Here is a 13,399-nt window from a genome sequence, read left to right on the forward strand (position 1 = left end):
CGTCTCCAACCGTTTTCGTGCTGTTGCTGCCAACCTTCCCAGGTGGCACCCCTTTACCCACGACTTATCCTTTTAATCTTAACGTCGCCATGCAGAAGAACCCGTACATTACGCTATGCGAACGAAATCAAATTGTGCCCTGCCACAGACACAACATTCGCCGAGCAACGCGTCTCACTGTTGACTAGTTTGACAAGTCTGAGTCAAAACTCTGTATCAACGGATACAGCGCGATACAGGGGTTTTCCCGTGCGGTCGAAGTCCTGAAGAGATCGAAGGTGAGTGATCGCCGTCAGCGGTCGTCGTCGAACGTCGAACTCGAAGGTCGAGGCGAAACGTGTCGCCATCCGGCACGCGCAATCAGAACGTCTAGCAGGCTGTTGAGTTTGGATCCCGTGTAAACGGGGTTTGAGGGACAGGCGATATGAATATTGTTTTCATGATCCTTGGTGCGGATGCGATGCGCGAAATGAATGAGATGCAAGAACCTCTGTCTTTGACGGTCAAGCTGGAGGATTTCGTTTCAGCGGATCACTCGCTGCGACCAATCCGACTGCTGGTCAACGAAGCCTTGAAACAGCTCAACGGGGACTTTCAGCGTCACCTATGCAGATAGCGGCCGGGCCTCGATCGCCCCAAGAAGCTGCTTTGTGCGCTGCTGTTGCAGGTGTCCTACTCGGTGCGTAGCGAGCGCATGCCACTGGAACATGATGTCGTGAAAGAATGTTTCACCGAAGTCATGAGCCTGGCGGAAAATGCATAGACGACGAGGCAGTCCTGGCTGAGGCCTCAGCCACCAATGAAACGGCGCGTCCCGAGTACTCGGTCAGACAGAAAAGCGCTCGTCGCGCTGAAAACTCGCGGCGAGGTGTTCTACGACCGCGCGGCCTGCGGCCCGCGTCGCACGCCCCATGGGGAAATAAGCGTGAACCGGGATGTCAACCGTCTCCCAGTCCACTAGCAACCTGACGAGCGATTCGTCTTTCAGTTCGCGGCGACACGCCCACTCGCTCGTGGAGGTAATGCCAATGCCCGCCGCTGCCGCCGCTACGGAACCTTCGTTTTCGTCGGTCAGAAAGCGCGGTTCGAGATCAATGACGATCTCGTCGACCCCGCGCTTGAACTTCCACGCGGTGGGGATCCCAAACCTGCCGGACAAATGGCTCCATAACGAAGCCCGGGTATCGACACGGTACTGTTCTGCGACTTCATTTCCCGGTGGCCGACACTGTCAGCCGTCAGGCACGCACACCGGAAGACCTTTGAGACGTTCTTCCATTCGCATAACTGCCGGCGACCACGGTTGATCGAAACGCGTCTGGAATCGATCCGCCGTGCCATCGCACTTACCGACGATCCCGGTATCGTCTCACCGTACCGGTTACACGCCCTGATGCTGGTGACACAGCTTCGAACAGTACTCGATGCGATCGATGTATTCGACAAGGAGATTGCGGCAGTTGCGCACACGCTACCCGACTTCGCTCTCTTTGAATCTCTGCCCGGTGCGGGTCCGCATCTGACGCCTCGCCTGCTTGCTGCATTCGGTAAGCAGCATGACCGCTCCCAGAATGCGGCTGAATTGCAGGAGTACTCCTGCATCGCACCGGTCACGCAGCGCAGCGGCAAGAAATGCTGGGTACATTGGCGCCGGCATTGCCCAAAATTCCTGCGTCAGACATTCGTCGAATGGGCCGGTCAGACCATCAACAAATCGTTCTGGGCCAGCGCTTTCTACCGACAGCAGCGCGCGAAAGGCAGCTCCTATCAGGCTGCCGTTCGGGCGCTGGCATTCAAATGGATACGCATCCTCTACCGCTACTGGCAGACTGGAACACGATACGACGAAAGCGTCTATCTAAACGCATTGCGGAAACGAGGCTCACCCCTTCTCGCAAACCTCACGCCCCCCCTCTGCAAGCCTACGGACTGACTCAGGGCGTGAAGCGGCCCGTGGCGCTCGCTGGAAGCATGCATTCAATCGGCCTAGCTAGTCCGTTGATCGACCGCTTCTGGCACATCTCGGCCGGATGAGGATATTTCTTTCGTTTTCATTCGAATTACCAACATTTAAATAACGACCATCTGTCTTCCCTAAGTTTGCGCGACTAATCGTCTCGAAAAGCGCCTCGCTACAGTCGACATGTGACGCTGCATGTGGGGCTCCGAACATTTGTGGCAAAAGCAGCTGGATATGCTTGACCTCGCTTCAGCCGCCGCTTGAAGAAGTTGCACAGCAACCGCATGGCTTATGAACCAACCTTTCCGGCGATCGCAACAAATTACTGAAGGGTTAACGGCTTCTGAAAACTGTAGTCCTCGATTTACCTAACGTTCCTTTCTCGCCATGATTAGGCGGATCGCGAGCAGGCGCTGCTGTCCATTCAGCTTCGTTGTTCACATAGCCTTCGAATATCTCACGCACCACTCCGAAATGAGTCCCGCACCGCACGCAGTCGAGATCGAATGAGGTAGCGAATTGAAAACGCATTCCGGCAGTTGGAAAATGGTCGCGACAATCCTGATTGTATGGATGCTCGGAGACTTGATATTCGCCCATGCGGCCTCGTCCACCGCTGTGCAGCCGATGTTGCGCATTAACACGGAAATGCATTCGGGACCGGTAACGTCGATTGACACCGACGCTGCGGGTCGGTTGGCGCTGACTGCATCGAGCGACGGCACCGCGCGTCTCTGGTCGCTCCCCCAAGGGCATCTACTTCGTGTGTTGCGCGCGCCAGTCATTTCGAACGATCCGTCGAGTTCCGGCCTCGACGTAGGCGCGCTGTCGCCCGATGGAAGAATCGCGGCCGTCACCGGCACGTCGACTCACGACGTCGGCGCCGGAACATATGGCATTTTGCTGTTCGACACATCGACGGGCGCCGTGATCAGAGAAATCCCCGGCATGCCGCAACGAGCCAGAGCGCTGACCTTCTCCCCTGACGGCGCAAGCCTTGTCGCCGCAGTAACATTCCACGGCTTTAGCGTCTGGCGTACCTCGACGTGGGAGCTGGTTCGAAGCGAGCCCGAGGATCGCACTAACCTGATCGTGGATATCGCGTTCGGTCGCGGCGGCCTTTTCGCGACTGCCGACATGCACGACACGGTCAAGCTGTACGACGAGAAATTTCGTCCGCTTGCTCAAGCGTCCGCGCAGGGCGCTCAGCCTGGACGGACGCAACGTATCGTGTTGAGTTTCTCGCCTGACGGCAAACAGTTGGCGGTTGGCCGACAAAGTGGGCGCGAGATAGACATCGTGGCCGCAAAGGATCTGTCGGCGAGGTTCGTTATCAATGCCGAGGCCAGCGAAGCGACAAGCGGAGCCAACTACAACACAGAAGACACAAGCCGGCTCGCATGGTCCGCCGACGGGCGGACGCTGTACGCCACCGGCTACAACCGCGATCAAAATGCGCACATCTCCGCATGGGATGACGTCGGACACGGGCGAGAACGAGTGGTGCCAGTCTCGGCGCCATGGATGATTACCGGCATGAAAGCTTTGCCCAAGGGCGTTGCCTACGTCGCTCTCAGTTCGGCTTGGGGTGTAGCAGACGCCGGACCGAATACACTCGACAAGGCAGCCGAGCTTCCAGACTTCCGTGACGGGCAGAAAAATTTCCGGATTTCCGCGGATGGCATGACGGTATCGTTCGGGCTCGCGCGCTTCGGGAATAACCCCGTCATCTTCTCGCTGGCGACGCGCAGGCTCACGCAAGCGACCACGATACCCTCAACTCTTGTCGCGCCAGTCGCCTCGACTTCAAGCAGCGCTTATTCGGGTAGCAATTACTCTGTCGTCACGGCGACGCGCGTCCTGCTTGGTAGCCCTTTTAGCTTCGGTCTTTCGGACACGAATGGCTCGAGGATATGGAATCGCCCCTCTCCGATTTCCGTCCAGCTGGCCAATCTGTCGGGTGATGCCCGCATGGTTGTGACCGGCAACGCGGACGGCACGATACGCTGGTATCGCGCCACCGATGGTCAGGAGTTGCTTGCGCTGTTCGTCCAACCTGACGGCAAGCGCTGGGTCCTCTGGACGCCATCCGGCTATTACGACGCGGCTCCCGGCAGCGAGGATCTCATTGGATGGCTTGTCAGCCGCGGCGCAAGCCAGGCACCTGATCTCTATCCGGCCTCGCGATTCGCCGACACTCTGCGACGTCCTGATGTCATTTCGCAGTTACTCAAAACGTTCGACGAAGATCAGGCGCTACGCCTCGCCAACGCCGCATCCGATCGCAAAGACGAACGCGTCACGCCAGCCGTTGTTGCTACTCAACTCCCACCAGCGCTGGTACTGGTCTTAGCGCCGCAGCGATTCGACTCGGACCGTATTTCGCTCGACTACAAAGTGAACGCATCGAACAATTCAGAAATAGTGGGTGAGCCGAGAGTGAAAGTGAACGGGCAGTGGCAACCGCGAGCACGCGCTGCCGAACGTGACTCTGTCGACGGCGTGCATCATCTGACCGTGACAGGTTTGCCCCCGCACGACTCGACAATCGAACTCTATGCGGACAACCGCAACGGCACGTCTCCGGCACTCGTTATTCCAATCTCATGGGGCGGTGGGGCTTCGCTGTCTAGCGGCGCGCAGGGCACCGCGGCGGCGCACAAACCACGTCTGTTCATTCTGGCCGTTGGCATTTCACAATATCAGCGCACCGACCTGCAGCTTAATTTCGCAGATCACGACGCTCAACAGTTCGTGGCTGCGATGCAATCTCAGCAGGGCAAGGCTTACGAGAGCGTCAATACGAAGCTCCTCGTCAACGGCGAAGCAACGCGTGCCGCGATTCAGGCGGGCTTGACGTGGCTGCAAGGTCAGGTGACCGGAGACGACGTTGGCATCCTTTTTCTCTCGGGGCATGGATTTCAAACACCCGACCAGAACTATTTCTTCGCACCAACCGAATTCAATCCGAATCAGCCACGGGATACGGGCGTGGATTACAGACAGATTCGCCAGGCGCTGATGACCTTCGCAGGCGCCGGAAACAAAGCGATATTCCTGATCGATACCTGCTACTCGGGCGGTGCGGTCGGCGGTCATCTCAGCGCATCGAATGGGGAATCGCTCGCCACGACTCTCGGCCGTTCGGAGTACGGGGTCGTGGCATTGACCGCCGCCAAGGCAGATCAGCCATCATACGAGGACGCCAAGTGGGGCGACGGTGCATTTACCAAGGCACTTCTGGAAGGCATCGTCGACGCAAAGGCGGATCCGGAGCAGTCCGGCACCATCACTGTTCTTGATCTCGGACGTTATGTGAGCAAACGTGTACCGGTCATGACCGAACAGCGTCAAGCCCCCCTGTTTATCATGCCGACAGGGGGTTTCGAAGACTTCACGCTTGCTACCCGCTGACATACGGTGAAACCTTCAACAGCAAGCCACTGGACCCGGTTCATAGCAACCATCAGGCGCCTTGGCGCGTTGGTAGCTCGTTTGCCACGCGAACCAGCTGACCTGCTCCTCGACATAAGACGAAGGTCCAAGCATCACGTAGAGCACCTTGGAGAATCCACTCACTCATTGGCTTCCCATGCGCGTGATCGATGGCATGCCATCGATCATTGGAAAACGCATTGGATTGTCAATATCGCGATTGGCCTTGGCATCGACTTCTTACTCAGCTTCGCCGGCGATCACGGTCTGGCGATTGGCATGAAAAATTGGGCGATGGATGCGGCTATGCGCGGCAATGCTGCTATCGAATCAAGTGTGGCGCGAGGTGCCCCGCCAGTAACGATGATTGATATCGATGAAGAGACATGGCGGTCTCCAGAGTGGGGCAATGGCCCTTATCGCGCGGCGCGCGCCCCGCTGTTGAATCTGATCAGCTACGCAACGGGCTCCGGCGCGCGACTCGTCCTGGTCGACGTAACCATTGAGGCGCCGAATGACAACGAGGACGAGGTGTTCAAGACTGGCATCCAGCAACTCGTTCCCAGCCTGAAACCCGAACAGCATATTCTGTTCATGAAAACCGCTCGCCGCCCATTGGTTTTCGCTGACCGGCTTGCTCCGGTGTGGCAACCGTCGATCCTTGATCCAATTGTGTCCGCGTCACATGGCAAGTTGGACTACGCCGCGCCCTACTTCGAGGTATCGACAGACGGGGTGGTGCGCAGCTGGTTGCTATGGCGCGCAGGCTGTCAGCCGGATTCGAACGATGTTGCCGGCAACAATACGGGGCTCGGCCGCTGGACGGTGATTCCCTCCGTCCAGCTCGCCGTGTATCGACTCGAGCACGGCCGCCCCGCTCAGACATCGACAAAGCCGGGCGGCGTTTGCCTGACCGCTCCCGAGGGCATTGGAAAAGAACCGGAAGAGTCTCCGGACAGCGACTGGCGACGTGAGACGGCGCACTTGTTTGGAAACGAAGCTGAGTCCGGAATAGACGAACCGAAAATTAATGGCATACCCCGGTTCGACCCTTCCAGCCGGATTCTCTACCAGGAGCGATATCCCCCTCAAGCCGCGGGAATTAGCGTGTTGTCTGCGTTGAAGGTGCTCCAGCACGATGCGCACGTCCCAGCAAACTTGAGCGGACGTATCGTTGTAATCGGTCAATCTTCCGACTCCGCGCGCGACTGGCACTCCACGCCCCTCGGCGCGATGCCTGGCTCCATGATTATCGCCAATGCACTGCAGTCGCTGCTCACGTTCGGCCCGATCAGGGAATTGCCGAAGTATCTGGAAATGCTGAGCAGCATCGTGCTGATTGTGGTTGTTGGACTGGTGTTCGCGCGGGCGGATTCGTGGGTCGGCGGGGTCTTGATACTGGTCACGTTCGTGCCACTTCTGATTCTTCTGAATCTGGCGGTCCTACGCTCAGGTTACTGGTTCGAATTCTCGACGCCTCTGCTCGCTATGTATGTCCACCGAATCGTATCGAATTTCGAAGAATATCTTGTGTACCGCAAATGGCGACAAGCTCACGAGGCAAACCACTCTGCAACACACCATTCAGGCTGATAACCATGCGAAAGATCCGATTGCTGGCAGTCTTCGTGTTCACTATGTTGGCCGTATGGTTCGGTGCGGCGCGCGACGCGTTAGCGGCTGCGGAACCCGTCGCCTACATCGAACACGTCTATCCAAACAGCCTGAAAATCCGTGATGTCGTACGCATCAAGCGAGATGGTCAATGGGTCAATGTAGCCAATGACAGCGTTCCCCTGTATCCGGACGATCAGATTTACGTGAGCGACTCCAATGGCGTCGTAACGCTGCGATACATTGCGGATAATCTGGTGGAAGGCGCGCGGAGTCATTCACACGGCGCATCAGATGCTTCGCCTGATTACGTCGTCCGGCGCCCGGCACTGTCCGGCCTGCCTCACGCCCTGGGTGCCTGGTTTGAAGCTCAGTTGAAGGGAGCGGATCAAAGCGAAAACGGTTTGACGCTTACTGCTAGCAAAGGTGCCTTTGACCAACAGACCTGCTACAACACCGGCGGAAAGACAGACGAACCAACCAAGTTTGACGTTCCGATTTTCGCGGCAGATCAGTCGGAAATCCTGTCCGGTGATCGCGCTTTGTTCGTAGCGTGGCACGGCGGCGCCGCACCATTTGTGGTCCGACTGAGCCCTGTGGACAACGGCACCCCCGTAGCAGAAATTTCGAACATTCAGAGCCGATGCTCGGTCACGCTACCCCGCACGCACCTCTTTCCCGGTCGCTACCGCCTCTCAGTCGTCGATGCAAACGGCACGGCCGAAACAGAAACAAGCCTCATCGCAGTAACGCAAGTACCGGGCATGCCTGCGACGCTTGAGAGTGCATCGTTGCCCGACAACGAGCGCGCCCTTTACTACCAAACCTGGTTATCAGCCACGGATCGCGGCCGCTGGGCATTCGAGGCGATGCAGAACGTTGCCGCGATGGATTGCAAGTGGGCACCTGCGAAAGAATGGCTCGCGCGTTGGGGAGACGTGCCGGAGTGCCAGCCCTGACTCATGATCAATGGCGGGACCGCAGAAACAGACTTCTACTTATTGGAGATTGGCCATGCCGAAAATCAGACTTGCTTGCGCGACCTTACTTGCTACATGTGCAATACCTGTATGCGTCGTCGCGCAGGACGCGCCACGTCCACCAGGTATTGACCCATACACCGAAACTTGGGTTCAGGTGACAGGCAAGTACTGCTGGCTTTACATCTACGACGCAATGGGAGGGTCCAAGGCCGAATGGACTGGCGCTTGTAAGGACGGATTCGTAACGGGCCCCGGCACAGCCACGATCCATTCCGGTTATAGCGGAACCAAAGTGATTTTCGGCAACTTTACAAAGGGCTTATTTAACGGACACGCGGTAGTTGATGTGATATTGGACGGCGTCCATACGCGTTTGGAAGTCGATGACGCAGAGAGCGGCAGGACGGGCGGCCAGGGAACGATCAACCGTGACAGCGCAGGCCAAAAGATCTTTGAATATACGGGGCAAATTCGAGGCACCTATCCACAGGGCCAAGGGCATGGAGTGCTCTACGATCCGCAAAGTGGAGCGGTTGTTGCGGATTACACCGGTCAGTGGATAGGCGGCAAACCGGCTGACGCCAAGCCGAAGTGATGCGCATCAGTTCGCAGCGCGCGGCAATGACGGCCTGAAGCACATCCGTTGCGCAGTCCCGTCTTTTCTACGCGAACATGAACCAGAAACGAAAAATGATTAAAAGAGTATCGTTGATTATTAATGCAGCAGCAGCGGCGGCTGCCGGAATGCTCATGAGTCAGCCACCGGCTCAAGCCGAGCCGGTCTCGATCGTTGTGATCGGGCCGATGCCCTTACTATTCCCGCGAGTAAATTCGAGGAGATGCTAACGCCCCCAAACCTCCGGTTGGACAGATCAATGCGCGAATCACCGCCTGTGTGCAAGATCAAACGTTTAAGATCGGCGGCCGCGAGCGTCTGCCAATCCTGTCCGCGTCCGGCGACTTGGGCTACGCAGTGTATGAAACGAAAAGTTTCCGCCGCGACGCCTTGCACAATGCCGGTTGCCAAGCAATTGCTGGCGCTCACCGCTATGCTGAATTTGTTCAGATCTCCCCGAGCGCTCCTGATTTTCTAGGCAAAAGGTCGTCCCTGCTTTGAGGGCACCGTGTCTTCGCTGTGACTAACTTTGTTCGCGACTATACAGATTCCCAGTTCTATCGACCTAACTGTAAAATAGAGGAATACAGATTATTGGACCGTTTCTCTACGGAGCATGGTGCGATGCGGATCCAACAGATGTTTGGCGAACAACAGTTTCTTGCAAAAAAAGTGAGTTTGCGCGGATTGCTACACGAAATTGGTAAACCCGGCATCCTAAAAAAACGAACAACATGATGAACTCCATTGCGTTTTTCTGCGAATAATGTCCGAGCGTCTCCGTTGGGAGACTAGAGGCATCATAGCCGAACCATCCATTCGACAACGTCTCACTTTGAACGAGCACACGCAGGCGTTGTTGTTTGACGGCGGCGTTATACCACTACATCGTGCTGACCGCTCATGCTCGATCGTCCGAAACAAGTTCCGGCGGCAAACCGCGCGGGCTATGCTTCATTGTGCGCAAGTTTTCGTGTCGCATAGCACGCGCCTATAGTCTTTCGGTTTTCGTTAAGTCAAGGGATGAGACGTCTATAAACGAATTTAGATACCAGTGGCTTGCCGCTTCCTACTTATGCTGACGGCGGCCTCATTTGGGCGCAATACCGGAGCGATATAGAACGCGCTGTTGGCCTCACCAAGCCCCTGCAAGCGCCGCTCGTTGCTTGCCTCATCATAGAGGTCACCGATCGCAACCTCCGCCGCTCCCAGCAGATGCACGCGTCCGCCTACTCCGGTTTGCGAACTAGCCTCCGAATCGTGCATCCGCACTTCGCGAGCACCGGTATCGCTAGCCTTGCAAATTTTTCAGCTGCGCCGGTCGCTAGAACGCGACCAACTGTACCCCTGTTGATTTTCCCGATAGAAACCATGCTCCAGACCTTGGTTCTCTCAAAACACGAACCAGTTGGCAGAAGATATTTCGAGATTTCCAAAACTCCCACCATAAGGTACAGCTTCGTAGCAGTATTTGGCTGGGTCTGTACCCTAACGCACATACGTGGATTAGCAAACCGAATCTCTTTGCGTAGCGCGCTCGTTCTTGTGGTGGGCCTGATCTTCGAGATGGGCTATTGGCAATCGGCGGCCAACTCTTACCGGTGCGATTTATGCTTCGCCCGAGCAAACGCTCCGAGATAACAGCTGGATCACCGGCGAGGTGCTCAGCCGGATAACTTTTCTCTCCTAGCACCCGAAACACTGCGTCGAACGAAATCTGTATCCGCCTCCCGAGGAGATGACCCTCTACCGTCAGGAGTTTATGCTTCAATTCGCGCGACCATCTGCTCGTTGGCCCAAAACCGGAGCTGGGATGGCTCAAGGGGCTTGGAGAATAGATAGCCCTGCAGTTCGTCGCATCCAATGCTTCGCAGAATCTGCGCCTCGCGTTCGCTCTCGACGCCTTCAGCGACTACGCGCAATCCCAGCTCGTGGCCAAGTTCGATGATCGCCTTAATGATGGCCAGATCAGCTGGCGTATCAAGCATGTCGTGAACAAAGGCGCGGTCGATTTTGAGGCGGTCGAGCGGAAAGCGATTCAGGTAGCTGAGGCTTGAATAGCCTGTGCCAAAATCGTCGAGTGAGAGCTTGACGCCCAAAGCCCGCAGCAACTTGATAGGCTCAAGGTAATTCTCGGCGCTGTCCATCAATACCGTCTCTGTAATCTCGAGTTCGAGCATTGAAGCTGGTATGTCATGCCTGGCAAGGCTTTCGCTGAGGATAGTCACCACTTCTGTGCCGCGCAACTGGACAGCTGATATATTGATCGACACTTGGATGTCGATCATGTCTTCATTGCGCCACAAGGCCATCTGGCGGCAAGTTTCATCGATCACCCATGCGCCGATCGGAATGATGAGACCCGTTTCTTCTGCAATGGGAATGAACCGAGATGGAGCGACACATCCGAGATCGGGATTGTTCCATCGCAGCAATGCCTCGACGCTCACTAGCGCACCGGTCCGTGCGTCGAGACAGGGCTGAAACGCCAGGCTGAGTTCGTTTCGCTCGATCGCGCAACGCAGGCTGGTTTCCAGCGAGAGTCGCATCCGCGCATGCGCGGCCATTTCCGGTGAAAAGAATTTGACGAGGCTGCCTCCGGCAGCCTTGGCCTGATACATCGCCACATCGGCGTTCTGCATCAGCATGCCAATGTCTTGCCCATCGGTCGGGTACATGGCGACGCCTATGCTGCATGAAACCTGCAGCGTCATTCCACCAATCCGATGCGGTTCGCGCAGGAGCGAAATGATCCTTTCATCAATGACTCGGGCCGCATCCGCTGCATCGCCCACACCGCCAAGAATAACGGTGAACTCGTCGCCACCCAACCGGCTGACCGTATCTCCGGAGCGAACTGCCGCGAGCAGTCGGCGCGAAACGGACCGAAGCAAGGCATCGCCGACATGATGGCCCAGTGAATCGTTGATGTTTTTGAAGCGATCGAGATCGATGAACAGCACCGCGACGCAGGCTTCGCCGTCTCTTGCTTTGTTCAGTTCGCCGCCGAGACGTTTCGCAAACAGTGCCCGGTTCGGAAGCTCGGTAAGCACGTCATGTTCGGCAAGGAACTGGATGCGGGCTTCGCTGCGCTTGCGCTCGGTCACGTCGATCAATGTACAGATGTAATGCGAGACATTTCCGCCCCTATCTCGCACTGCGCTGACGATCAGCCATGCGGGATATTCGCCGCCGCGTGCCAGCTTCACGTGAGCCTCGCCGCGCCAGTTGCTCGTGCGGTCGACCGCCGCCGCAATGCTCGCGATTGCGCCTTCACCCAAGTGCTGAGCCGAAACGAAGTCGGCTTGCTTGCCCGTCACGTCGTCAGCCGCATAACCAGTCGCGCGATAGAATGCTGCGTTCGCGCTCAGCAGGCGGTGCTGGTGGTCGAGGATTAAAATCGCTTCGGACGAGGCCTCGAATACCTTCGCCCAGAGTTCCAGGCGCTGCTCCATTAGCTTGAGCTGGTTGATCGGCGTGAATGCGGTGAGAACCGCATCCCGCCCTTGGAACGTCAACCGTCGGGCGGATAACATCACCCACGTCGGCTCTGCCACTGCTCTCCAGCGCACCTCGAACTCATCCACGGCGTCGAGATCCGAAAGCTGCTGGAAAAAGCGGGCGCGTACGGCGGAGTCCAGACCGCGCGCAAACGGATCGGACTCGATGTCGTTTAGCCAGGAAAGCGCGGGCCCGTTAGCATGCAGAATTTCATGACCGGGTATGGCTGTCACCATCATAGGCACCGGGGTCGCTTCAACCAAGGCGTATTGAGCAGCCGACGCTCGCGCGGTTGCGGCCAGTTCCTTCTGTACATCGCGCTCGCGGTCGAGTTGCTCGAGCATCTCGTTGAACCCCGTGACAAGTTTCCCGATTTCATCCTGGCTGTTCCAGGTTGCACGCAACGAGTGATCACCCGTTCGCCGAACGGTGTCCATCACGCGCGCCAAGTGACGAAGAGGGCGCGAGATTTGCTGCGCCACGAAGTACACCAATACGAGGATTGAACAAAGCAAAAACAACGCAGTGCCGAGATGCAACCACATTTTGGCGAACAGGCCGTGTATCCGCGCGCGCAGGAGGCCGTCGAGGTCCGAGCCGGTCCTACGCCAGGTATCCTGCACGCAGTCAATCACCGCTTGCTGCGCCGCTGCGGCGTTGTCTAGCGTCAACCGGTCGACCGACGCGCCGCTACCGACGAAATGGCGCGCTACATCGCGATACGTTTCAATGGCCGCGAGCATCCGCGTGATCGACGGTATAAGCGAAACAGTCAACACATTGTTGGCCGAAGTCGCCTCGGTGGCGTCAGACCTCAGTCCTTGCACGACGCTGTCGAGCTGCCCTTCAAGAACAAGATAACGCGTGCGCATCTCCTCGGTTTTTGACGGTGATATCTGCCCGTTGTGCAACTGCTGGCCGATGCGATTGATTGCGTCGAGCAGGGCCGGATAGCGAAGGATCAACAAAGACATCGAATAATAGCTGTCGAGGTCGGGGTCGAGAATGAGGTTTGACTGATTGCCTATGCGCGTGACGAGTTCTCGGCACGCGTTGAGTGCGCTGACAACCGAAGCGGACGTCGTGATTGGCTGTTGCGCGAGCGCTTCGAGTTCGCCGCGCACACGTTCGTTAAGCGCGGCACTTTGCATGGTCGCGCCGTATTCCCGCTCGGCCTTGGCGAGGTTCTCTGCATCGTCTCGCAGCGTCGACGTCGGCAAGCGTCGACCCGCGCCCAGCAGCGCCACATCGACTAGTACACCGCGCACCGTTCGGATGTAATTAGTCAGC

The 13,399-nt window shown here is 57.2% G+C and carries 7 protein-coding genes and 3 pseudogenes; 7 read left to right on the forward strand and 3 right to left on the reverse strand.

Annotated features, from left to right (window positions below):
• Positions 1-469 precede the first annotated feature (469 nt).
• Positions 470-754: pseudogene (locus tag M0D69_RS03245) on the forward strand (IS5/IS1182 family transposase); the annotation flags it as partial.
• 72 nt (positions 755-826) lie between these two features.
• Here M0D69_RS03245 and M0D69_RS03250 read toward each other — a convergent pair.
• On the reverse strand, positions 827-1,159 hold the full coding sequence (locus M0D69_RS03250; protein ID WP_301780637.1) for a LysR substrate-binding domain-containing protein: 333 nt from the start codon (positions 1,157-1,159) through the stop codon (positions 827-829).
• Positions 1,160-1,303: 144 nt separating this feature from the next.
• On the opposite strand from M0D69_RS03250, the gene M0D69_RS03255 reads away from it, so the two are divergent.
• The gene (locus M0D69_RS03255; protein ID WP_301780638.1) at positions 1,304-1,933 is read left to right on the forward strand and encodes a transposase; all 630 of its coding nucleotides are present in this window, start codon (positions 1,304-1,306) and stop codon (positions 1,931-1,933) included.
• Positions 1,934-2,293: 360 nt separating this feature from the next.
• Here the strand turns inward: M0D69_RS03255 and M0D69_RS03260 are convergent, their stop codons facing one another.
• Positions 2,294-2,560, reverse strand: coding sequence for a hypothetical protein (locus tag M0D69_RS03260; RefSeq protein WP_301780639.1), 267 nt, complete (start codon positions 2,558-2,560; stop codon positions 2,294-2,296).
• A gap of 48 nt (positions 2,561-2,608) precedes the next feature.
• On the opposite strand from M0D69_RS03260, the pseudogene M0D69_RS43680 reads away from it, so the two are divergent.
• The 5 genes and pseudogenes from M0D69_RS43680 to M0D69_RS03280 form a co-directional block, all read left to right on the forward strand.
• Positions 2,609-2,689: pseudogene (locus M0D69_RS43680) on the forward strand (hypothetical protein); the annotation flags it as partial.
• Positions 2,690-3,097: 408 nt separating this feature from the next.
• Complete coding sequence (locus M0D69_RS03265; RefSeq protein ID WP_301780640.1) at positions 3,098-5,374, forward strand: caspase family protein; 2,277 nt, start codon at positions 3,098-3,100, stop codon at positions 5,372-5,374.
• A gap of 6 nt (positions 5,375-5,380) precedes the next feature.
• Positions 5,381-6,988 carry a CHASE2 domain-containing protein gene (locus tag M0D69_RS03270; protein WP_301780641.1) on the forward strand — a complete coding sequence of 536 codons (1,608 nt, stop codon included), beginning with the start codon at positions 5,381-5,383 and terminating at the stop codon, positions 6,986-6,988.
• Between the two features lie 5 nt (positions 6,989-6,993).
• Positions 6,994-7,968, forward strand: a complete 975-nt coding sequence (locus M0D69_RS03275) for a hypothetical protein (protein WP_301780642.1) — start codon at positions 6,994-6,996, stop codon at positions 7,966-7,968.
• A gap of 55 nt (positions 7,969-8,023) precedes the next feature.
• Positions 8,024-8,587 (forward strand): hypothetical protein, encoded by a 564-nt coding sequence (locus tag M0D69_RS03280; protein ID WP_301780643.1) that lies wholly within the window; start codon positions 8,024-8,026, stop codon positions 8,585-8,587.
• A gap of 1,781 nt (positions 8,588-10,368) precedes the next feature.
• On the opposite strand, the pseudogene M0D69_RS03285 reads toward M0D69_RS03280, so the two are convergent.
• Positions 10,369-13,389 (reverse strand): annotated as a pseudogene (locus tag M0D69_RS03285) (EAL domain-containing protein); the annotation flags it as partial.
• Positions 13,390-13,399: the final 10 nt, after the last annotated feature.

Origin of the sequence: Caballeronia sp. SEWSISQ10-4 2 (assembly GCF_030464885.1) — a bacterium.
GTDB lineage: Bacteria > Pseudomonadota > Gammaproteobacteria > Burkholderiales > Burkholderiaceae > Caballeronia.